The organism is Exiguobacterium sp. BMC-KP, from assembly GCF_001275385.1.
In the GTDB taxonomy this organism is placed as follows: Bacteria; Bacillota; Bacilli; order Exiguobacteriales; family Exiguobacteriaceae; genus Exiguobacterium_A.
In genome coordinates, this window is record NZ_LGIW01000015.1 from 606,458 (window position 1) to 628,986 (window position 22,529).

Here is a 22,529-nt window from a genome sequence, read left to right on the forward strand (position 1 = left end):
AGCGGAAGCGAATGTGTGCGTTACTGGATTTCGCGAACGATGAGATTATGGCAAGCAGGAGATTTGAAGACTAAGCCTGAAAAAGAAAAACAGAACTTCGTTTATATAGAAATTTAATTTCAAAATTAAATAAATAATATTGAATTAAAATTTCTTAATTGTATAATAAAGGGAGGGATAACAGAAAGGGTGAAGCAGATGTTAGATCAGTTAGCAACGGAACGTCGAAATGAGCGGACAATGCATCTCGATGATATGCCGGTCGAGGATGTCTTGCGCGTGATGAATGCCGAGGATCAGACTGTCGCAACGGTCATTCAGACGCAGATTCCGGTCATAGCAGAAGTCGTCAAACATGTCATTGCGTCGTTTAATGCCGGAGGACGCTTGATTTATATCGGTGCCGGTACGAGTGGGCGACTCGGAATTCTTGATGCAGCAGAATGTGTACCAACGTTCGGGGTCTCACCAGATATGGTCGTCGGATTGATCGCTGGTGGAGAGCGCGCATTAATCAAGGCGGTCGAGGGAGCAGAGGATAGTCGGACGCTTGCCGTCGATGATTTGAAAGCGCTCCAGCTAGAAGCACGTGATACGGTCATCGGCATCGCTGCAAGCGGTCGGACACCATATGTCATCGGAGGTCTTGATTACGCGAAGGAAGTCGGAGCGGTGACAGCAGCAATCTCTTGTAATACGAATGCGATTATCAGTGGGCATGCACGTTATGCGATTGAAGTCGAAACAGGTCCAGAAGTCTTGACGGGGTCCACACGATTAAAAGCGGGAACAGCTCAAAAGCTCGTCTTGAACATGATTTCGACGGCAGCGATGATTGGTGTCGGTAAAGTCTATCAAAACCTGATGGTCGACGTTCAGTCGACGAACGAGAAGCTCGAGATCCGGGCGAAGCGGATGATCAGTGAGGCGACAGGAGTCGATGCCGTAACGGCGGAACGCATCTTCAGCGAAGCGAACGGTCACGTCAAGACGGCGATCGTCATGATTCTCGCAAACATTCCGTACACGGAAGCCGTTGAACGGTTACAGCAAGCAAACGGATTCGTCCGAGACGCACTCTAAGGGGGAAACACGATGAAGAAGGAAGAAGTGTTGGCACAGGCGATACTCGAGCACGTCGGTGGAAAAGATAATCTCCGGCAGCTTGCGCACTGCATGACGCGGGTTCGCTTATCGTTAAAAGATCCGACGCAAGCAAATATCGACGCTTTAAAACGGATTGATGGGGTCATGGGGGTCATTGATGACGAGACATTACAGATCGTCGTTGGACCGGGAACGGTCAATCGGGTAGCCGATCACTTAAGTCGTGAGACGGGACTCGCAATCGGGGAAGAGTCCGTCGATCCGAATTTGACACCAGAAGAACGAGCAGCTGTCGAGCGGCAAAAGGTGAAGGCGAAACAGCAGTCACCGTTCAAGCGCTTCTTACGCCGAATCGGGAACATCTTCATCCCGCTTATTCCGGGTCTTGTCGCTTCCGGTATCATCAACGGGGGGGCGAACTTCGCGAAGAATGCGGGTGTCGATGAAACGCAGACATGGATGCAGATTTTACTACTGATCGGTGGGACGGTCTTTTTATATCTCGCGATCCTTGTCGGTTGGAACACAGCGAAAGAGTTCGGTGGGACACCGGTACTCGGCGCAATCGCAGGCGGAATTTTATTCAATCCGGTGCTTGCGGACATCACGATTTACGGGGAACCGCTCGTTGCGGGCAGGGGCGGTTTGTTCGGTGTCATCTTCGCGGCCTGGTTGATGACATATCTTGAGAAACATATCCGTCGCTTCATGCTAGCATCGATTGATATCATCTTTACGCCACTGTTGACAGTGTTAATCGTTGGGTTTGCTTCGCTGTATGCAATCATGCCGGTCGCTGGACTTCTGTCGGACGGGATCATGAAAGCAATCAATGCCGTACTTGAGGTTGGTGGACCACTTGCAGGTGCAGTACTTGCCGGCTTCTTCCTACCACTCGTCATGGTCGGTCTCCATCACGGACTAACGCCGATCCACCTTGAGTTCTTGAACACGATTGGCAACACGCCACTCTTACCGATTCTTGCGATGGCAGGAGCGGGTCAAGTCGGGGCGGCAATGGCGATCTTCGTCAAAACGCGTAACCCGCGTCTGCGTAACATCATCAAGGGTGCGATTCCAGTTGGTTTCCTTGGAATCGGTGAACCGCTGTTATACGGGGTCACGTTACCGCTCGGTCGTCCGTTCGTAACGGCATGTCTCGGGGCTGCGGTCGGCGGTGCCTTCCAAGCGACAATGAAGACGACAGCGCTTGGTGTCGGCGTATCCGGTTTATCATTAACACCGTTGATCGATAACGGGATGTACTTGACGTATATCGGGGGTCTCGTCATTTCGTACGCGGCAGGTTTCCTGTTCACGTACTGGTTCGGTTTCAAAGAAGAGATGGCAGACGGTATTTAAGGTATTGAAAAGCAGTTGAATCCTTCTAAAAAAGAAGGAATCAGCTGCTTTTTCCCTAAGTAGAGAAAGGAAGGAGTGAGTCGATGAAAGGATTATCAATTTATTTAAATGAACCGATGACGGATGAGACGGTTGAGTGGTTGCAGTGGATGCGCGATGTCGGGTTTTCGTCGCTCTTTACATCACTACATATTCCGGAGGATGATTCCTCGCTGTACATCGAACGGTTGCAAGCGCTCGGTCGCGTAGCAAAGACACTCGGGTATGAACTTGTCGCGGACATCGCACCGGCGTCACTTGCGACGCTCGGAAAGACGTGGGAGACAGCAGCAACGCTAACGGAGTGGGGCGTCACGGGACTGCGCCTTGATTACGGCATCAGTCCACAGCAAATCGCGACGTTATCGAACCAGATGATGGTCGCGCTCAACGCCAGTACGTTAACGGCAGACGAATTAGCTGAGATGAAAGCACACGGGCTTCAAATCGAACGTACGGAAGCGTGGCATAACTTTTATCCAAGACCAGAGACAGGGCTCGATCGGACGTGGTTTGACGGAAAAAATGCCTGGTTGCGCGCACAAGGACTACGCGTCCAAGCATTCATACCAGGCGACGGAACACTTCGCGGACCGTTGTTCGAGACGTTACCGACACTTGAAGACCACAGAAAAGCGGCACCGTTCGCTAGTTACATGGACTTACAGCCGACCGTCGACCGAATTCTTGTTGGGGATCCCCGATTAACGGACGCGACGATTCGGCAATTCGAAGCAGAGCAAGACGGAGTTATCTTACTGCGGGCACTCGCGAACGGACAACAGGCACGACGCTACACGGAAACGAATCGGTTTGATCCAGCGCGTGATGTCATACGGTCCGTTGAATCTCGGATGAGTCCGTCGAAAATGGACCTGACACCACACGATACGTCTGCTCGTCCGCTTGGAACAATCACGATTGATAATGAACGCTACGGGCGATACGCCGGTGAGGTGCAAATCACGAAGTGTGATCTTTCGACAGATGAACGGATCAATGTCCTTGGACGAGTGATTGAAGAAGATCGCCCATTAGTAACACAGATTGGTCCAGGACAGAAGTTCCGGATTAACTGGGTGACGCCATGAAGCAGATCGTTGCTGAGCGCTTCGCCTAACTATATCGAGGAGAGCTGTTCACGGTCATCACGATTTTACCGCTTAGCTGGTTCAGAAATCGTCTTTTTCCACAGCTTCAGCTATTTGAATTAAGCGCATTTTGGATGTCGTTGTTCCTATTCGAACTATTACTGATTCAGGGGGCATCGTATTGGTATAGCAAGTGGAGTCGTCTGAAGAAAGAAGGAACATTATTCAACTCATGTACGATAACCGGCCGGATATGCAATACTTAATACGGAATAAACGGTTGAAACGATCGGAATTAAGTAAAGATATACAACGACTGCGTAAAGTTGTCGAGGTAGGGGTTCATAGAATATAGGAGGGGTTATATGCTCGATATGCTCATTCGTGGCTATCGTAAATTGCGGAAGTTAAGAGGACGATAAGAAGGAGGATGTTATCGATGAAATGGATCAATCGACCAACTCGAATCAAAGCAGAATCGCCATTATGCTTCATGACGGATCCAGACACAGATTTTTGGCGTAATACGCATTATCAGTTCAATCGACTGACGGGGCATGCGTTGCTACAGGATGCTCCAAGTGGAGAATTTAAAAGCCGAATTGAAGTGAAATTAAAACCGAATGCTACATATGATCAAGCAGGGATTTTACTCTATGTGAACGACGATCACTGGCTGAAAGTGTCGGCTGAATTCATTCCGGATGGTCCGTCACATATCGGTGCCGTCGTGACGAGCTTCGGTTATTCGGACTGGTCGTGTCGGGACGTCGACAATACGCTGTTTGACGCAACGCTGATCTTTGAACTTCATTATCTCAATCAAGATGTGACGTTGTATCACGTGACGGGAGAGCACAAAGAGCAACTCCGCATCGCACACTTGCATGACGTGATGGATTTGAAGATTGGACCGTACGGCTGTAGTCCGGATGTAGAAGCAGCAGGATGTGAAGTGGAAGTACTAAACTTTTCGTTAGAAAAAATCAATGATTAATACAACCATAAAAATGATTAATACACCATAAAAAAGTGAAGCGATGGTATACATCGTCCCACTTTTTTTAATAGATAAATTGTTAATAAGAAAGTGTATTAAAACTTAGCCGCTTTTTCTGGCATTTGACCCGTATAAGACGATTGTGGTCTGAAAATCCGGTTGTCTTGCGCTTGTTCGAGAATGTGTGCCGTCCAACCGATGATACGGCTAGAAGTAAAGGTCGGTGTGAACAGTTCTTTTGGAATATCGAGTCCTTTTAAGACGGCTGCCGCGAAGAACTCAACGTTCGTATACAACTTTCTACCTGGTTTGTATTCTTCGAGTAAATCTATCGCCGTTTGCTCCATTTGTGTAATCAGGTTGAACCAATCACTCTCTTGTGCAAGGTCTTTCGAGACGACTTTTAAGGCTTCTGAACGGGGATCACGTGTCTTATAGACGCGGTGACCAAAGCCCATCAGTTTTTCGCCTTTCTCTAACTTGTTTCGAATCCACGGCTCGATGTTATCGATCGTTCCGATTTCATCAATCATTTCAATGACTTCTGACGGAGCTCCACCGTGAAGTGGACCTTTCATCGAACCAATCGCAGCACAGACACCAGAAATCATTTCCGATTCCGTCGAGACGACGACACGGGAAGCAAACGTCGAAGCATTCATACCATGTTCAATCGTTAGGATCAGATACGCCGTCAGTGCCTTAATCTCAACGTCACTCGGCAATTGTCCCTTGATCATATAGATGTAATTCGCGACGTGATCAAGTTCCGGATTCGGTTCGATGAAGTCAGCACCTTGATTTTTTTGATATTTATAAGCAATGATCGTTGGCAGGAGTGCCGTTAAGTGCATCGCTTGATCAATCGTTGGTGGCCAAGCGAAAGCGGGTGTACCAAGCGCCGAGATTGCTGTGCGCATCGTGCTCATGACATCCATCTCGTTCGGTAATGTATCTAAAATAGTCTTTACATAAGAAGGAAGTTCGCGGTAGCTTGTCATCTGTTCCTTGAATGTCAAAAGTTCCGATTCAGTCGGGAACGCACCATTCCAAATAAAATACGCGACTTCTTCAAATGAATAAGATAATGCGAGTTCCTTTGCCCAGTGTCCACGATAGACGAGATGCCCTAACGTCCCATCCACTAATCCGATCTGTGTTTCTGCGGCAATGACGCCTTCTAGTCCTTTTTTGTACTCCATCTTCAACACTCCTTTTCTCTTATCTATAGTCAGTATGACGTACGTTACCACTAAATCACCAGTAATTTGAATGCGTTTCCAAAATTATTCGTTACTGCGTTATAATTAAAGGGAAATTCTACTCTATTAACAAAAAAATCAATTTAATAAGACGTTCGTAACTTAAGAAGGAGTACATATGAGTAAAGCCATGATTATTCGTTTGCTAGGGTATTTTTTTGTATTGCATGTCTTTTTAATGATCGATATCTTCTTTTCGGTGAGCCGAACGATTCTGGAGCCGCTTGGATTAGTCGTTGCTTCATTAATGTTGTTTGTTCCCATCAAACGGCTAAAGCCCTTAGAGGATCAAACGCTGTCAGTATTCAAATCAACTATCACTGTCGTGTTAGGCATGCTCCTGATGGGCGGATTGTTTTTACCCATTGTATTTATCTTCGGATAGGTGATCCTTTATACGTCATAACAAAAAGAGACCAGGACAGTGTGAGTGTCCCGGTCTTCTTCATGCCAAAAACGTATCCAATTGGTCTTGGCGTTTATCAATCATAATCTGAGCCTTTGGAATGTTAGCGTCTTGCAACACGTTAATTGTGTCATGGAGGAATTCATCACTACCGACAACGTAATACAAACCTTCCTTGTCTGCTGTCATATCCTTTAAAGCATCGTAGTAGGCGGAGCGACTCTCAACATAAGTGGAGCTAAACTGCTCATGCGAAGGAAGTTGAGTCTTGAATAGTTCAGTCCGGGCAGAGTCGACGTTCAACGAGTGCATGTGCGGAATGCCGCTTCTATCAATCTGATGTTGCAAAGTGATTGGACGAAATGTTGCCAGACCAACGCCTGCTGAGAGTAAGTACACCGTACGACCTTCCCGACGCAACGGAATATTCGAATGCGTTTTGAATAAGGCGATCTTCTCACCCATTTTCAATTGCTGAAGTGTCTGCTTGAAGACGGAACATTCCGGTTTGATCCGTGTCGTGATCCCGATCGTCCCTTCGCTAGGTAACGTCGAAATCGACATATGCCGGATCAGACTACGGTTCGGCTTTTCGCCTACATTAAAACCTTCGAGCGCCATATGCGTGTGTGCCCCTTCCTCCCAAACGAAATCATCTGGAAGTTTTAAATGAAACGTATAGGTATGTTCACCCTCTTGCGTCACTTGTTCTAGTGGTAGCCAATCGATCTGCATCTTTCATTCCTCATTTCTATTAATAAAGTATCAATACACAGCAATCGGACCATATGGGCCTTCGATGATCTCAAGTCGCGTCTCGAAAATATCGGATAACGTCTCTTCGACCATGATTTCCTTGACCGTTCCGAAAGCGGCGATTTGTCCGTCCTTCATCGCACAGATGTGATCCGCGTATTTGGCAGCAAAATTGATGTCATGCAAAACCGTGATGATCGTTCGTCCGAACGTATCGGCAACGTGTCGCAGGTAGCCCATCATCTGGACGGAGCGGGCGATATCAAGGTTATTGAGTGGCTCGTCGAGTAAGACGTATTCCGTTTCTTGACAAAGCACCATCGCAACATAAGCTCGTTGCCGCTGACCACCAGATAATTCGTCGAGGTAGCGGTTCTCAAGTGACGTCAGTTCAAGAAAATCGATGTATTTCGAGATGATTGTTTCATCATCCGCTGTCAGGCGACCTTGTGAGTAGGGGAACCGTCCAAAACCGACAAGCTGCCGGACCGTCAGCCGCGTCACGAAATGATTTTCTTGTCGCAAGATCGTGATGATCTTTGCTAAGTCTTTCGATTTACTACTTGTCACGTCCATCCCGGCGACTTCGATCTGCCCGGCATCGAGATCAAGCAAACGCCCGATCATCATCAACGTCGTTGACTTGCCGGCACCGTTTGGACCAATCAATGCCGTGAATCCGCCTTTTGGAATCGATAGATCGATCGGACCGATCCGGACGTCGTCCGTATACGATTTTTTTACTTGTTCGAGTGATATCATAGGGACCTCTTTCTAAGCAACACGATAAGGAAAATCAGACCGCCGAACAGTTCGATGATGACGGAGACGACGCTTGGCGTGTTGAAAATGTGATACATGAAGAAATAAGCACTTGTTAAAACGAAGAATCCAATTGCGAATGCCATCGGGAAAACGTATTTGTGATCGTACGTCGCAGCGACCTGATAACTGAGTGTCGCCACTAAGAAACCAAAGAACGTCAAGGGCCCGATCAGCGCCGTCGACATCGACATCAAGAGTGAAATCAGAATCAAGAAGTAGATGACACTGCCGCGATGATTGACACCGAACGATGTCGCAACCTCTTTTCCGAGTGCGACGACGTTGAGTCGTCCGGACGAAAAGTAGAGCAACAGACCAACGACGAGGACAACCGGAATGACGATCGGGAAGTAAGCTGCGTCGGCATTCGTGACCGAACCGAACAGTCGCGCTTGTAAGATATCGAACTCGGACGGGTCGAGCATTTTCCGCATGAACGACGACAGGGAGTTCAGACCAGTACCGAGAATGATCCCGACGAGCAACATCAGTTGCAAGTTCGCGTACTTACCAGACAGTAACCATCCGTATAACAAGAGACTCATCGCAAGCATGATCGTGACCTGTGTCAAAAAGGCGCTTGTACCCGTAAAGCCGACGAGTGCTCCCGCACCGAAGAAGAAAATCATCGATGTCTGAATCGTCGAGTAGAGTGCGTCAAAACCGAGCAGGGACGGTGTGATGATCCGGTTGCTCGTGACCGAATGAAAGGCGACGGTCGCTAGACTTTGACAGATTGCGGCAATCGCCATCGTGATGACAGCCGTGATCCGACGCTCGACGACCGGCCAAAAGGACGGAGAATCAAACGGAACCGGATTATTGTAGAGCAAGAGACCGATCGTACTGAGTACTCCGCCGCTGAGGAACAGAATGAGGAGGATCCAGTAGCGGCGCTCGAGTCGCTTCGACTGAAACGCAGACGCCCGGCGATTGGTTTCACGTGTAACGCTCGGTTGAATTCGTGTATGTTCTTGTTGTCTAATCGCGGTACTCATCTGATACCTCCAGTCTTCCGTCGACGTAACAGAATGATGAGGAAGACGGCTGCCCCGACCGTTCCGAGAATCAAGGAGACCGGTAGCTCAAACGGACGGATGATCGTGCGTGAAATCAAATCACTGATTAAAATCGTCGCCATCCCAATCAGACAGACCCACGGCAGATTACTACGGAGATCGTCACCGCGAAACATCGAGACGATGTTCGGAACGATCAAGCCGAGGAACGGCAGATTGCCGATGACAGTCGCGACGACACCGACGGATAGGGCAATCAGCCCGGTCGCAATCAGCATCAGTCGATTGTAGTTGACGCCAAGACTCGTCGCGACGTCTTCGCCGAGTCCGACGAGCGTCAAGCGACTCGCGAGAAAGAAGATGCAGACCGTGACACCGATGATGATCCAGAGATATTCGTAGCGACCGATCTGGACGGATGCGAACGAGCCGACGAACCAGCCTTCGATCGCTTGGCTGGCACGGAAGAACAACCCGAGAAACGTCGATATCGCGGAGATGACGGCTCCGAGCATCAGACCGATGATTGGAACGATCAACGATGACCGCAATCGGACCGAACGGAGAAACCAGAAGAAGACCATCGTTCCGATGAACGCAAAAAGAATAGCACCGGTCATCCGCATCATCAACGATGGTGCCGGAACGAGTAAGTAAACGGCTAACAGTCCGAGTCCCGCCCATTCGATCGTTCCTGTCGTCGTCGGTTCAACGAGGCGGTTTTGCGTGATCAGTTGCATGACGAGTCCAGCCATTGCCATCGCAGCACCCGTTAGCATCAAGGCGAGTGTCCGCGGAACACGTGTGATCCAGAACATATCGAAATCGTTCGCGGCACTCCGTAGTTCGTAGACGCCAGTGAAGAGGGACGCCGTCGCGAGCGCTAAGACGAGACATAAGGGTAAGACGAACGGCTTCGTCCAAACGACAGAAAAGGAAGGTCGAGCGGATGGCTCAACTCTTCCATTCATTTGTTGCTGTGCGTGTGCCATTACTTCTCCAGCGCTTTCGCGATATCAGTGAAGAATTCCGAGTACGTCTGGATCGATTCATTCAAGTACGTATCTTTCGGTGCGTAGACGATGTTGTCGTCTTTGATTGCTTTCGTTTTCTGAAGAGCTGGTGCACGGTCGATGACGTCTTGCGCTGGTACAGCACCTTCTGCGTTTCCGAGTGGTGCGTCGCGATCAAGGACGAGTAGCCAGTCCGGGTTACTTTGAGCAATCGCTTCGACCGACACTTCATCGCCTTGATCGTTGCCCGATTTTTGTTTGACTTCAAGAGCTGGTTTCCAGTTGAACAAATCATACATCGGTCCGAAGACACGTCCACTCATCGGAGCCGAGAATCCGATATCACCGCCCGAGACGATGACCGACATAACGCTGTCTTGTCCGTTATACGATTTTTTGACGTCTTTGATTGATTGCTCGAGTGTCGTCACGAGTTGATCGGCTTCTTGTTTCTTATCAAAAATCTGTCCGAGTGTTTCTGTCGTATCTTCGAGTCCTTTAACGAGTAATTCACCTGGCGTACCGGAGTCTTCCGGTAAGGAGATATCGAGATCGATGACAGCGGCGTTCGGAACGAGCTTTTTGATATCTTCGTAATGATCAGCGAAGCGTTGTCCGACGATGACGACATCCGGATTGACACCAGCGATCGCTTCGAGGTTTGGTTCGAAGTGCATGCCGACGTCGACGATATCCTTGTCTTTTGCGTATGGTGATTCAGCCGGGAGTAATCCGACTGGTGCTGCGACGAGTTCGACGTCCCATGCGGCAAGTGTCTCGAATGTCCGGTTATCGAGTGCGACGACTTTCTTCGGATTGACCGGGACGTTGACCGTTCCGTGTGCGTCCTTGATTTTGACCGTCTTTGGTGCCTCAGCGTTCTTCTTCGTGTCTGCTTCTCCTGCGTTCCCGCATGCTGCGAGTAAAACAGCAAGTGAACTCACGACGAGTGGTGTTTTCCATTTCCCCATGATGATTCAGCTCCTCATATTTAATTTGATAATGCATAAATCACGGATTGAGCAGCAGATGGATTATGTATGTCTACGAGATTAATCTGTTCTCAATAAGTGATAATGATTATCATTTTCATGTTCACCGAGAATGATAGCAAACGAATTTGGAAGACGCAACGCTAATTTCCAAGGAATTACCTGGATCAGTTTTTTACTTCTATAAACTATTCGAAAATAAAAAAATGATAATCTTTCTCATTTGGATATAGAAATAGGACCATCGGACGCTTTTAAGCAACAAAGGTTTAGACACCTCTAAAAAGAGAAAGTGGTAATATATGTATCAAATTTTCAAATCAGAGATGCTGTAGAAGATGACTTCGAAACGAGGTGCTCTATGAATCAGCCATTTGAAGAATTAAAGATGTATCAAAATTTTGATGAGCTCGCAAACGATGTACTCGATTTCGCAAAAGAAATTTTGCCAGAACAGATGTTGTATTTATCAGCGATCGAAGCAGGAGAACAACGGATGTTGAAGATTGCAAACGATAAAGGTGACATCCCGATGGTCGAAGGGATGCAACTTGAATTGAATCAGTCGTTATGTAAGCTGATTGATTTTGAGACGAAACAACCGGTCGTCTTAGAGAATATTCCGAACGCAGAACAACTCGGAGATTGGCGAAAGGGTCTGGATGAGGCACATGTCCGCTCCTACCTAGGAATTCCCATCGTCTTGACGAGCGGTGAGACGTTCGGAACATTATGTGCGATCAATAACCAAGTCAGTTTGTATGAACAGAAGAATGTTCAGCTGTTGCAACGCATCGTTCGGTTGTTTTTGTATTATTTAGAGCTCGAGCGGTATGCATGGAAAGACGCGTTGACGGGATTGTACAATCGTCGCTACTTAACGAAGCAGTTCGATGATCATCTAGGACAAGCAGGGGCGATCTTCTTTCTTGATCTCGACGGGTTTAAGCAAGTCAATGATTTGTATGGACATGAGACAGGGGACATCGTTCTGCAAGAAGTCGCACAGCGTTTGCAACGAGTCGTTCGCGAGCAAGACGATGCGATGGCGGTACGATTAGGTGGGGATGAGTTCATCTTGTATTTCGGTCATGCCGATACGAAGGAAGGGTGGGAACAACTCGCGGCGCAAATCGTCTCTGTATTAAGTGAATGGGATACGGACTATCGTGTATCGACGAGCATCGGAATCGTAACGTATAACGAGTACCGTCCAATGCTACAAGACTTGTTGCAACAGGCAGATATTGCGCTTTATGCTGCCAAGTCATCAGGAAAGAATGCGTATCAGTTTTATGAGTTGGTGAAGAAATGATTGGCATACAAAAGACCTGATGCTTCTGAAATCTTTCAGAAACAGTCAGGTCTTTTTAGTTGCTATGTAGACGATGGACAATCCGAATGATGTCTTTTTTCGGACGGTCAGGAAACCTTAGACACAACGTTTCAACGCACGTTACAGGATCCTCATTCTCTAACAAGCGGAGAGCTTCCTTGACGACTGGATCATGCGGTTCGTTCACTTCGAAAGTTTTAGCTGTCGAGTCGCTCGATTGATGGATCAAATAAAACAACGAGGTATGGACAAAAATGAGGACGACTTTTGTCGCGAACGAGATGGTGATCGTCTCCACGTAAAGATCCATCAAAAGCAAAACGCTTAAACTTACCCAAAAGTTCACTGCGGCAAAAAGGACGTTCGAGATAAGGTGCTTAAACAGTCCACCGAGCGCACGCATCACTCCGTCGAAGATGACGCTAACAAGTAAACTTGCGAGATAGAAACATAAGAGAAACACAAGGCAACCGACAAGCGAGTCGAAGGCGACGCCTCCGACGTATAGGATCAGTCCATCGATTAGGAGCAATGGAAGCACCAAGATGAGACAGAGAAATACAAGCGAGAAAGCAGAAAATAAGCGTAACATCAGATCATCCTTTCGATGCGAATCGTCTCGTCAGGCAAGAGGCGCAGTATACGAACTAGGATACCGTTTTAAATAGTTAATTACAATTATTGACAAAAAGAAAACGCAATCAGGATGTTTCTCAGCTGAGCGTGGAAATGCTGTCAAAAAGCGGTTCGATGTCCAGTTAACATCTGGATTATCCATTGACAATCCTTACCTTCCCCTCTTACAATTGAAAATGATTATCAATACAAGTTGGGAGTTCTGTCTACCATGAACGTTAACCGTAAAAAATTACTGCTTTCTACTGTTTCGATCCTGTCTTTGACATCAATATTGATCGGCTGCTCGAACCCGGGCGAGTCGACAGGAGAGCGAAAAGATAAAGATACATTAACGCTCGCATGGCCACGCGACGTTGGAACGATGAACCCGCACGTCTACAACCCTTCACAACTGTTCGCACAGTCGATGATCTATGAGCCACTCGTCCACTACGGGGAAGGTGGAAAGCTCGAGCCATACTTAGCATCGTCTTGGAAGATTTCAGAGGACGGAAAAACGTATACGTTCACGCTTCGTGACGGCGTCAAGTTCTCGGACGGTTCGACGTTCGACGCAGCCATCGTCAAAAAGAATTTTGACGCGATTCTCAAACAAAAAGCCTTACATAGTTGGCTTGGTTTCATCACGAAAATCAAGAAGACGGAAGCGGTCGATGCGAAGACATTCCGCCTGACGTTATCCGAAGCGTATTATCCGACGATTCAAGAACTCGCAGTCGTCCGTCCGGTGCGTTTCCTCGGAGAAGCTGGATTCCCGGAAAACGGTGATACGTCGAAGGGTGTCAAAAAAGAAGTCGGAACAGGGCCTTGGATGCTTGACGAGTACAAACCGGATCAGTACGCAACGTTTAAGGTCAACAAGAACTACTGGGGACCGAAGCCGAACGTCGATCACATTAAAGTCGACATTATCCCGGATGCGGAGACACGTGTCTTAGCACTCGAAAAAGGACAGGTCGATCTGATTTACGGGGAAGGGGCGATCAGCATCGATGCCTTCAACCAGTTGAAGACGGATAAGTCGTACAAAACGCAGATGTCTGAACCAGTCGCGACGCGTCTCCTCGTCTTGAACACGAAAAATAAACGTCTGTCTGACGAACGCGTCCGCCAGGCGCTTCAGCACGGGTTTGATAAAGCCGCACTCGTCGAAGGCATCACGTCAGGACTAGAATCCCCGGCTGATTACCTTCTGCCACCAAACATGCCGTACACATCGAACTTGAAAGTGCAGCAACGGGATTATGACGTCAAGGAAGCAAACCGTCTCCTTGATGAAGCAGGCTGGAAACTGCCGAAAGGTGAAAAAGTCCGCGATAAAGACGGTCAACCGTTGCAAATCGGAATGATGTATGACGCAGCCGAACAGGTCCAAAAAGCGATGGCGGAGACACTGCAGTCTGAGTGGTCAAAAATCGGTGTCGAGCTGAAGACAGAAGCCGTCGAATTGCCGGATCAAGTCCAGCGCTTCAAGGATAATCGGTTTGATATCAACTTCTACAGTAACTTCGGTGCACCGTATGATCCACATACGTTCGTGAACCTGATTGATACGGATGGCTTCGGCTTCAAGGAAGCGATTTCGGCTTATCCGAATAAAGAACAACTCTTGCAAGAGATCAAAGATGTCTTGAAGACGACTGACGAAACGAAGCGTCAGAAGATGTACGCTGACATTCTGCCATCGCTCCAAGATCAAGGGGCGTTGATTCCCATCTCGTACTTGAAGAAGATGGCGATCTATCAATCGGACGTGACAAACTTCCAGTTCCCGACGAACCGGGACGAAAGTCCATTTGCTCGGATCGGCATCAACTAAAGGAGGGATGACATGGGGGTCTTCCTCGTCAAACGTATATTATCCGTCATCCCGATCTTGTTACTTGCCGTCTTGATTCTGACGGGGCTGATTCATCTGTCACCGGTTGATCCGGCAGAGGCCTATCTATCTGCTGCTCATATCCAACCGACGGATGAACTACTCGCTGCCAAACGAGCAGAATTCGGACTCGATCAACCGTTCTATCAACAATACTTCGATGCCGTCATCCGCTTGGCGCAGCTCGATTTCGGAACATCGTATCTTTCCGGCAAACCGGTCTTAGAAGATGTCTTGCTCCGCTTACCGCCAACGGTCGAGCTGGCAGTGACGAGTCTACTGCTCGCACTCGTCATCAGTATCCCGCTCGGGTTCCTTGCCGGGATCAAGAAGAATGGATTCTTCGATCATCTCAGTCGGGCAATTGCCTTCATCGGGGCTTCGATTCCGTCGTTTTGGCTCGGGTATCTGTTCATCTTCTTCTTTGCTGTCCAGCTGGATTGGTTTCCGGTCGGTGGGACGGGAAGTGTGATGCACTTGATCTTACCGGCATTGACACTCGCGTTTCCGTTGATTTCGCTGTATACACGATTGCTTCGTGGCAGTGTGATTGAAGCGTTGAACGAACCGTATGTCTTATTCGCCCGGACACGTGGACTGAAGGAAGGACGCATTCTTGGTAAACACGTCCTTCGGATGGCAATCCCACCGATGATTACAGGTCTCGGGATGAACCTCGGGAAGTTACTGACGGGCACGATCATCGTCGAGACCGTTTTCTCTTGGCCGGGCTTCGGTCGTTACTTCATTGAAGCGATCTTTGATCGGGATATGCCGGTCATTCAAGGGTATGTCTTTCTCGCGGCCCTCGTCTTCATTGGTAGTAGTTTGCTCGTCGATATCATCCAAGCTGTACTCGATCCACGACTAGCGAAAAAAGGAGGAACGGTATGAATACACCACTTCCGGCAACGATGATTCGGTCGCGGTATACACCGCTTCTCTATCTTTGTGCAGTCGTCTTGATTGGGGTAGCAGGCATTGCCTTGTTTGCCCCGTGGATTGCGCCACATGATCCAAATCTCGTAGATTTGACGCAAAAACTACACGGACCGTCGTCTGCTTATCCGCTTGGCACTGACCAGCTCGGTCGTTGTCTCTTGTCTCGCTTGATTTACGGCGCACGGATTTCACTTGGTTGTGCCGTACTGATTTTCATCGCCTCACTTGCGATTGGATTGTTCGTCGGGACACTTGCCGGTTATCGCGGTGGCTGGGTCGACCAACTCTTGATGCGTCTGTGTGATGGCGTGATGGCATTCCCGAGTCTGATTCTCGTCCTCGGTCTCGTCGGTATTTTCGGTCCAGGACTCAAGCAGGTCATCATCGCCTTGATGCTCGTCCAGTGGGTCTATTACGCGCGAATGTTCCGCGGAATGGTCATGACGCTGAAAACGGAAGCATTCATCGCCGCTGCTCGCGTCAACGGTTCGTCTTCATGGAAGATCATCCGGACACACATCTTGCCGAATATCTTACCGCCGCTACTTGTCATCGGGACGCTTGAAATGGGTTGGGCGATCATGGATATCTCAGCGATGTCGTTCCTTGGTCTTGGTGTCCAGTCGCCGACTGCCGAATGGGGAGCGATGATTCACGAAGGAAAATCCTATATCCGAACAAACCCGGAACTGATGATTTATCCGGGACTTGCGATCATGCTCGTCATTATCAGCTTTAACGTATTAGGAGAACAGTTATCCGAACGATTTGGTGTTTCAAAAACGATGAAATGAGAGGAGGTGCCCGTATCGAACCGATATTAGCAGTTGATGGTCTGACCGTCCGTACGAAACAACAGGTGACGTTGATTGAAGAGGTATCTTTCTCGATCCACGCTGGACAGATTCTCGGTCTCGTCGGTGAGAGTGGTTGTGGGAAGACGGTGACGAGCCTCGCTTTATTGCGTCTGCTTAATCCGCAGACAACGCAGGTGACCGGTGATATCACACTGAATGGAAAATCCATTCAATCTTTATCGGAACGCGCTGTTCGGACGATTCGTGGCGGTGAGATTGCTTTCATCATGCAAAATCCGATGAGCGCGTTTACGCCGGTCTATACGATTGGGCACCAGATGATTGAAACGATTCAGACGCACGCGCGTTGTTCAAAGCGTGAAGCGAAACAACAGGCAATGACGGCACTCGAAGAAGTCAACTTGACGGATCCCGCTCGAGTGCTCAAAGCCTATCCATTTGAACTGAGTGGTGGGATGTTGCAACGGGTCATGATTGCCTTAGCCGTTGCGCTCCGTCCGAGCATCCTGATTGCCGACGAACCGACGACGGCGCTCGACGTCTTCAATCAAAAGACGGTTCTTGAGTTACTCGAACGGATGCGGGCGACTTATGAAACAGCAATCTTACTGATTTCGCACGATCTCGGTGTGATCGCTGAACTCGCAGACGATGTCCTCGTCATGCAACAAGGTCGGATCGTCGAACAAGCAGACGTCTTTGAGTTGTTTGATTGTCCGCAGCATCCCTATACGCAGTCACTTCTCGCACAGCATATCGGAAGGGAGGCGTTCGGATGAGTCTCTTGCAGATTGATCACGTCTCACACGTCTACAAACGGCGGTTTCGACCAGCACAGACCGTCTTGCAGGATGTCTCGTTGACGCTTGAAGCCGGACAATGTCTCGGACTACTCGGGTCGAGTGGTGCCGGGAAAAGTACGCTCGGACGATTGTTGCTCGGACTTGAACGTCCTTCAAGCGGAACGATTTGGTTCAACGGTGTTGATCGCTACGCGACAAAACGTCCCTTTCAAGGTGATGTCCAAGTCGTCTTCCAGGACTCGTTTGCAGCCGTCAATCCGAAGCTGACGGCGGCTACCATCATTGCGGAACCGCTTGATAACTTCATTCGTTTAAAGGGAGAAGCGCGGCAACAGCGTCTCGTCACGCTCATCGAACAGGTCGGTCTCAAAGCAGCAGATTTAACGAAGTATCCGTCACAGTTCAGTGGCGGACAACTTCAACGGATTGCGATCGCACGGGCGATTGCTGCTGAACCACGACTAATCGTCCTAGACGAAGCGGTCAGCAGCCTCGATATGGTCAACAAACGGTTGATTCTCGAGTTACTAGCTGATTTAAAGCGAAAACATGGCTTAACATATGTCTTCATCACGCATGATATCAAAGCCGCCGAACAACTTTGCGACAGCTTTGCGATCTTAGAGCAAGGACGCCTCGTCGGACATTACCCGAATTTAGCAGCGTTCGATGCTGCGACGGATCCTGCCGTCGAACGGATGCGCCAAGCAAAGCTTGCCATGCATCCAAGACAACGAACGATTCGCCAAGCACAACCAAACAAAGGATAACGGACTGCTGAACGGCTCCGTTATCCTTTTTGTGTTGTAGTAGTGGATCAATAATCCGTTTTTCGGAACCGAAGGACCGACCAGCCAAGTGTTAGGGCAATCCAAACGAGACAAAAAGTGACATCGATCAGGTGAGACGAAGAAAATAACGACGCAGTTGAGTGTGCCGACAGAAGCGCACCGGGCGTGAAAAATAGAACGTCTGGCAATAGCGAAGGAAGTGCGACGAGTAGTAAGGAGACGACGAGCGTCAGGATGCCGATCGGCACGGCACGTTGTAAATAGGTGCTGATCAATAGCGTCAGACTGACGACGAATAATGTCCAAAGACTAAAGTCGCTGATGATGCGTAGCGCAAGTATCGGTGAGAGGGATCCGAACCAGTAAACGGTCAGACCATAAGACGTAGTTGCTCCAATCAGAATACCGAATAAACTGATCATACTGTGGCTGAACCATTTCGATAGGAGGTAAACCTTTCGCGAGACGGGTCGTGTCAAAATGAAATCTTGCATGCCGGTTTGTCGGTCTGACGCGAGCAATCCCATGAAGCTCATGATCAGGACGATCAATCCGAGTTGATTGAACTGCCCTTGGATCGTTGTGCTGAAGACGTCAAGCGGTTGCGGGGCAGAACGATTCGGATCAACGATGATTCCGTCCGCGTTTCCGACGTGTTCGAGTAAGACATCCATGTACATCAACAGCAACGGTTGCGTCACGCCGAGGGCAATGAAGAAAAGCGGCAACCAGACGATCTTCCATTCCTTCCACGCTTCCAGCCACTCGGTCAGCGTCAACGTATAAAACGTCCTCATACGTCCGCCACCATGTCGAGAAAACGCTCCTCGAGTCCGATCGGTTGATAGGCAATCGAAGCAATCGACCACCCTTCGGCAATCAAGGTCGTAGCTATTTGCGAAAGGTCAAGCGGATGCTGTGAGGAGAACTGATAGTCGCACGGGTTAATTCGATCCATCTGTATCTTTGGAAAAACAGTAGTCGAAAGGGGTGGGGCAGGTGTGAGCGTCTCGACTTGAATCTGGTACGGATTGACATCGGGTTGATGCGCGAGCGGACCCAGCAACCGACCGTGTTTGATGACTAAAAAACGGTCGCAACACATCTTCGCGTCTTCTAAGAGATGCGTCGAGACGATAATCGTCATCCGTTTTTTTAAACGAAGAATCAACTGGTTGATGTCATGTCGACCGCTTGGATCGAGTGCGGAAGCGGGTTCGTCTAAAATCAATAACGTTGGTTCATGTAAGATCGCTTGGGCGATTCCGAGGCGTTGGCGCATACCGCCGGATAAGCGTTCAATCACTTCTGTTTGTTGGTCGCCTAATCCGACTTCTTGTAAGACAATTTGAATCCGCTCGGTTAGCGTTGCGCGATCAAGACCAGACAAACTTCCAAAAAAGCGCAGTGACTGTTCGCACGTCATCCAAGGCTTGAAATCAGTCTGTTGCGATAAGTAGCCGATGACCTGTTTTTGTTGTCGGATCGGGCGATCATACATCGTGATCGAACCAGGGTCACTCTCGATGATTCCACTGAGGCATTTCAGGAGTGTCGTTTTTCCGGCACCATTTGGACCAATCAGACCGAGGCATTCATGTTCGTGAATCGTAAAGGAAATATCGTCTAGGATAAGACGGCGTTGAAGTGAAAGCTTGAGATGCGAAATCTGGATCATGCGGTCATCCTCCTTCCGAGGATAAAGTAAAGAATCGAGCCGATCGGCTGGACGAGGAGAATAATCAATAACCATGTAGTCGGTGTGGCGATTCGGTCCTTGCGTCTGAACCAATCGATGCAGGCGCAGCTGAGCAATACCAAGTTGATGGAGATGTAAATCAGTAACAACGGTAAAAATCGTTCCAAGTCGATTTGTGATAAGGCAGAGAAATCTGTATTCATGAAAAACCCTCCTTTTCTATTACCATTATCAATAATGAAAATAGAAAAGTCAATGTTTGAAATGAATCAACGCTAGTTCGCAATCAATGAAAGCTATGATAAACTTCTATTATCAAAATTTTCCAAATAACGTATAGATTGATTAATTTGATTGAACGACAAATCATGATTCGGGGGAGCGCTACATGCAGATTTATCAATTCAAAAAAGAAGTTGGTAAGAAAATAACGAAGTTCGATTCGAACTTCGTGATGTCACGGATCATGCAGACTGAGAAAGTGACGCATATCGGATGTATCCATTTAGAGAAGGATGGAGCGATCGGTTATCACCAAGCGGTCGTGCCGCAACTTCTGTTAATTGTAGAGGGGAAAGGCGTTGTAAGAGGGGATGCGGATGAATTCATCAGCGTGCAGAGTGGTGAAGCCGTGTTTTGGAATCAAGGAGAGTGGCATGAAACGAAGACAGATACGGGGTTAACAGCAATCGTAATTGAAAGTGAAGAACTCGATACGTCAGCGCTCGTTTCCATATAACGAAACTAAGCACAATACATAAAGGGGCTGACTCAAAAAAGGACTCGTCTGTTCACGCCCTTTCCTCAGGCGAGACACAAGCCAGCTTTCCTGCTGCATTCAAGCAGGAAAGCGGGTCTTGTCTGTCTCTGACAGCGCAAAATGCGCTTTTTCCTGTAGGAGTGGCGTGTGGCGAGTAATTTTTTATCCTTGTAGAAGCTGACTTTTGAGTTTGCCCTTACTCTTATTCAGTACACCATTTTTCTAATTCTTCGAGGCATAGGTTTAATCGAGCAGTTATCATTTCTCGATTCCCCATCTGTTGCGTTGTTTTCTGATAGAGATGAGGTTGCTGCAAAATCTCGTAGTGCTCATAGGCTTCTTGTAATAGCCATAATCTATACTCATCCATTAACCGGCGAGTTTGGGTCGTGAATGCGTCTCCAGCTACGTTAGAGAAGTACCCACTAATAAACCCGTCAGCGATTTCATTCAAAATACTACTTTTCTCTTCATAGGCATGTTTTATGTATCGTGGGGCATTTGAAAAGGCTGGTAACAGGAATTTGTAGCAAAAAACAAAGTAAGCTGCATATTTTAAATCAAAATCCAACTTTGGAAACGGATCGATGATTGCGATATGGTACCCGGTTAAAATTAAATTTTCTGGTGTGACGTCTTGATTCACGAGAGCGATTTTTTGAATCTGAGTTCGTCTATTCTCAATCAAAGAACTGATATACGTATCAACTTTTTCTTTATCAAAGTGAAGACCAGAATGAATGAGGGTACTTAAGGCGATTAAGATCTGATTATTTTCTTCCTGCCATAATGCATCAATGTTATTAAAGTCGCTACCTCGTAACGTCTTCCCGTTCCAGTCTAATTCTCCGAAACCTTCCATAGATGTTTTATTGTTGTGTATACGATGATAAATTCGACCTAATTGCTTACCGTAAGAACTCGCTTCATCCTTATGAAGTGATAATAAATCCGTTCCATGACCCATGAACGTTTCCACTGTAAACACGATATCGTCCTCGATGAAATACTGATAAAAGGTAGGACAAACATCTCGATTACTTTCGTTTACGTGTGAATAATACGCTTTCGTTGATTCATACTCTGTCGTTAACTCGATTTCATCAATCGGTTGTAATTCTCCATACGCCTTGTTCTTTTTTATTCGAATCACAAGGTCTCGGGCATCTAGCCTCTCGATTTTATAAACCGTATGCCAAGCACCTTCGCCGATTCTTATTATCTGTTCTTCTTTTATGTACTCGAACTTCATTTTCGTAAACGTTCTGTTCAATGCCTCGATTACAATTCCATCAAGATCTTCTTGGGTCCGTTTCATATGTCCCATATTCTCTCCCTATAAAAGTTGATTCGTCTAATTTTGATAAAGATACTCTCACTGAATACGGAGAGTGTCTACGGTAAGATGACGAGTGAGACGGTCCGTTCGGTTGCCTGATCTTCTGTCTCCAAGTGATGATATTTTTCGAGGAGTGTCCGCATGTCCTGTTGAAAATCATTGAAGGTTTCATCCGTCAGTTGCAGTTTCGCGATCGAGAACGTCGAGTGATCCTGACCATGCGTCTTAACGGTCTGTTCGAAGTATGTCTGGTACTGCTGTAAAACGTACATGAAGTAGAACGAGACGAAATTCACTTTTTCCTCGTACGTTGCACTGTTCCAGTCTGCTTCACTAATCTGATAACCGCTTGTGTTCAAAGCATAGATTTTCTCTTCGACTTTTCCGACACGCTGAACGGAGACGACTTTCAACAACTGATCGTCCATCATCGCATTGACTTGTCGGTACAAGGTCGACTGAGGTACATCCGTTAAACGTTGGTTCAGTTGCATGATCGATAAGCCGTCTTTAAGATCAATTAATTCGAGCGCAATCTTAAAGCGGACATGGTTTTTGAATAGATTAAAATTCATGAAGTATCTGACTCCTTTAGCGATGAGATTCCTAAAACTATCTTAGCATGTTTTTGGAAACATTCTTAAAAATGAT

General features: G+C 47.8%; 24 protein-coding genes. 12 read left to right on the top strand and 12 right to left on the bottom strand.

Going from position 1 to position 22,529, the window contains the following annotated elements; all coding sequences use genetic code 11:
• Positions 1–189: 189 nt before the first annotated feature.
• From murQ to ADM98_RS08615, 4 genes are all read left to right on the top strand, one after another.
• Positions 190–1,083, top strand: a complete 894-nt coding sequence (murQ, locus tag ADM98_RS08600) for an N-acetylmuramic acid 6-phosphate etherase (protein WP_268760715.1) — start codon at positions 190–192, stop codon at positions 1,081–1,083.
• Between the two features lie 12 nt (positions 1,084–1,095).
• Complete coding sequence (locus tag ADM98_RS08605) at positions 1,096–2,469, top strand: PTS transporter subunit EIIC (RefSeq protein ID WP_050677086.1); 1,374 nt, start codon at positions 1,096–1,098, stop codon at positions 2,467–2,469.
• Positions 2,470–2,552: 83 nt separating this feature from the next.
• Positions 2,553–3,599, top strand: a complete 1,047-nt coding sequence (locus ADM98_RS08610) for a DUF871 domain-containing protein (protein WP_053453114.1) — start codon at positions 2,553–2,555, stop codon at positions 3,597–3,599.
• Between the two features lie 439 nt (positions 3,600–4,038).
• Positions 4,039–4,596: a DUF1349 domain-containing protein gene (locus ADM98_RS08615; protein WP_235504861.1), complete on the top strand. Its 558-nt coding sequence runs from the start codon at positions 4,039–4,041 to the stop codon at positions 4,594–4,596.
• Between the two features lie 98 nt (positions 4,597–4,694).
• Here the strand turns inward: ADM98_RS08615 and ADM98_RS08620 are convergent, their stop codons facing one another.
• Positions 4,695–5,801 (bottom strand): citrate synthase/methylcitrate synthase, encoded by a 1,107-nt coding sequence (locus ADM98_RS08620; RefSeq protein WP_053453116.1) that lies wholly within the window; start codon positions 5,799–5,801, stop codon positions 4,695–4,697.
• Between the two features lie 178 nt (positions 5,802–5,979).
• Here ADM98_RS08620 and ADM98_RS08625 point away from each other — a divergent pair, with 178 nt between their 5' ends.
• Positions 5,980–6,246, top strand: coding sequence for a hypothetical protein (locus ADM98_RS08625; protein ID WP_053453117.1), 267 nt, complete (start codon positions 5,980–5,982; stop codon positions 6,244–6,246).
• 60 nt (positions 6,247–6,306) lie between these two features.
• On the opposite strand, the gene ADM98_RS08630 is transcribed toward ADM98_RS08625, so the two are convergent.
• From ADM98_RS08630 to ADM98_RS08650, 5 genes are read right to left on the bottom strand one after another with little or no spacing between them, the layout of a single operon-like run.
• Positions 6,307–7,002, bottom strand: coding sequence for a dihydropteridine reductase (locus tag ADM98_RS08630; protein WP_053453118.1), 696 nt, complete (start codon positions 7,000–7,002; stop codon positions 6,307–6,309).
• A gap of 30 nt (positions 7,003–7,032) precedes the next feature.
• Positions 7,033–7,785 (bottom strand): iron ABC transporter ATP-binding protein, encoded by a 753-nt coding sequence (locus ADM98_RS08635; protein ID WP_053453119.1) that lies wholly within the window; start codon positions 7,783–7,785, stop codon positions 7,033–7,035.
• Positions 7,782–8,846: an iron chelate uptake ABC transporter family permease subunit gene (locus ADM98_RS08640; RefSeq protein WP_053453120.1), complete on the bottom strand. Its 1,065-nt coding sequence runs from the start codon at positions 8,844–8,846 to the stop codon at positions 7,782–7,784. Before ADM98_RS08640 ends, ADM98_RS08635 begins: the two co-directional genes overlap by 4 nt.
• Entirely contained in the window at positions 8,843–9,838 is a 996-nt protein-coding gene (locus ADM98_RS08645; RefSeq protein ID WP_152910993.1) for an ABC transporter permease, read from the bottom strand. Before ADM98_RS08645 ends, ADM98_RS08640 begins: the two co-directional genes overlap by 4 nt.
• A gap of 20 nt (positions 9,839–9,858) precedes the next feature.
• Positions 9,859–10,851, bottom strand: a complete 993-nt coding sequence (locus ADM98_RS08650) for a siderophore ABC transporter substrate-binding protein (RefSeq protein WP_053453122.1) — start codon at positions 10,849–10,851, stop codon at positions 9,859–9,861.
• A gap of 382 nt (positions 10,852–11,233) precedes the next feature.
• Here ADM98_RS08650 and ADM98_RS08655 point away from each other — a divergent pair, with 382 nt between their 5' ends.
• Positions 11,234–12,187, top strand: coding sequence for a sensor domain-containing diguanylate cyclase (locus tag ADM98_RS08655; protein WP_053453123.1), 954 nt, complete (start codon positions 11,234–11,236; stop codon positions 12,185–12,187).
• 55 nt (positions 12,188–12,242) lie between these two features.
• Here ADM98_RS08655 and ADM98_RS08660 read toward each other — a convergent pair whose 3' ends face one another.
• Positions 12,243–12,800 carry a hypothetical protein gene (locus ADM98_RS08660; RefSeq protein WP_053453124.1) on the bottom strand — a complete coding sequence of 186 codons (558 nt, stop codon included), beginning with the start codon at positions 12,798–12,800 and terminating at the stop codon, positions 12,243–12,245.
• A 255-nt stretch (positions 12,801–13,055) separates the two neighbouring features.
• Between ADM98_RS08660 and nikA the strand changes: the two genes are divergently transcribed.
• Genes nikA through ADM98_RS08685 form a run of 5 tightly spaced genes read left to right on the top strand, consistent with a single transcriptional unit; the run spans position 13,056 to position 18,059 of the window.
• Entirely contained in the window at positions 13,056–14,666 is a 1,611-nt protein-coding gene (gene nikA / locus ADM98_RS08665) for a nickel ABC transporter substrate-binding protein (RefSeq protein WP_053453125.1), read from the top strand.
• Between the two features lie 12 nt (positions 14,667–14,678).
• On the top strand, positions 14,679–15,620 hold the full coding sequence (nikB, locus tag ADM98_RS08670) for a nickel ABC transporter permease (RefSeq protein WP_053453126.1): 942 nt from the start codon (positions 14,679–14,681) through the stop codon (positions 15,618–15,620).
• The gene (gene nikC, locus ADM98_RS08675; RefSeq protein WP_082318524.1) at positions 15,617–16,462 is read left to right on the top strand and encodes a nickel ABC transporter permease subunit NikC; all 846 of its coding nucleotides are present in this window, start codon (positions 15,617–15,619) and stop codon (positions 16,460–16,462) included. Before nikB ends, nikC begins: the two co-directional genes overlap by 4 nt.
• Entirely contained in the window at positions 16,459–17,265 is an 807-nt protein-coding gene (locus tag ADM98_RS08680) for an ABC transporter ATP-binding protein (RefSeq protein ID WP_053453127.1), read from the top strand. Before nikC ends, ADM98_RS08680 begins: the two co-directional genes overlap by 4 nt.
• Entirely contained in the window at positions 17,262–18,059 is a 798-nt protein-coding gene (locus ADM98_RS08685) for an ATP-binding cassette domain-containing protein (RefSeq protein WP_053453128.1), read from the top strand. Before ADM98_RS08680 ends, ADM98_RS08685 begins: the two co-directional genes overlap by 4 nt.
• 47 nt (positions 18,060–18,106) lie before the next feature.
• On the opposite strand, the gene ADM98_RS08690 is transcribed toward ADM98_RS08685, so the two are convergent.
• From ADM98_RS08690 to ADM98_RS08700, 3 genes are read right to left on the bottom strand one after another with little or no spacing between them, the layout of a single operon-like run.
• Entirely contained in the window at positions 18,107–18,877 is a 771-nt protein-coding gene (locus ADM98_RS08690; RefSeq protein WP_053453129.1) for an ABC transporter permease, read from the bottom strand.
• The gene (locus ADM98_RS08695; RefSeq protein ID WP_053453130.1) at positions 18,874–19,758 is read right to left on the bottom strand and encodes an ABC transporter ATP-binding protein; all 885 of its coding nucleotides are present in this window, start codon (positions 19,756–19,758) and stop codon (positions 18,874–18,876) included. The genes ADM98_RS08690 and ADM98_RS08695 overlap by 4 nt, the downstream gene beginning before the upstream one ends.
• Positions 19,755–19,982, bottom strand: a complete 228-nt coding sequence (locus tag ADM98_RS08700) for a PLDc N-terminal domain-containing protein (RefSeq protein WP_053453131.1) — start codon at positions 19,980–19,982, stop codon at positions 19,755–19,757. Before ADM98_RS08700 ends, ADM98_RS08695 begins: the two co-directional genes overlap by 4 nt.
• Positions 19,983–20,167: 185 nt before the next feature.
• On the opposite strand from ADM98_RS08700, the gene ADM98_RS08705 reads away from it, so the two are divergent.
• Positions 20,168–20,518 carry a cupin gene (locus tag ADM98_RS08705; RefSeq protein WP_053453132.1) on the top strand — a complete coding sequence of 117 codons (351 nt, stop codon included), beginning with the start codon at positions 20,168–20,170 and terminating at the stop codon, positions 20,516–20,518.
• A 223-nt stretch (positions 20,519–20,741) separates the two neighbouring features.
• Here ADM98_RS08705 and ADM98_RS08710 read toward each other — a convergent pair whose 3' ends face one another.
• Entirely contained in the window at positions 20,742–21,866 is a 1,125-nt protein-coding gene (locus ADM98_RS08710; protein ID WP_053453133.1) for a hypothetical protein, read from the bottom strand.
• A gap of 68 nt (positions 21,867–21,934) precedes the next feature.
• Positions 21,935–22,453: a hypothetical protein gene (locus tag ADM98_RS08715; RefSeq protein WP_053453134.1), complete on the bottom strand. Its 519-nt coding sequence runs from the start codon at positions 22,451–22,453 to the stop codon at positions 21,935–21,937.
• Positions 22,454–22,529: the final 76 nt, after the last annotated feature.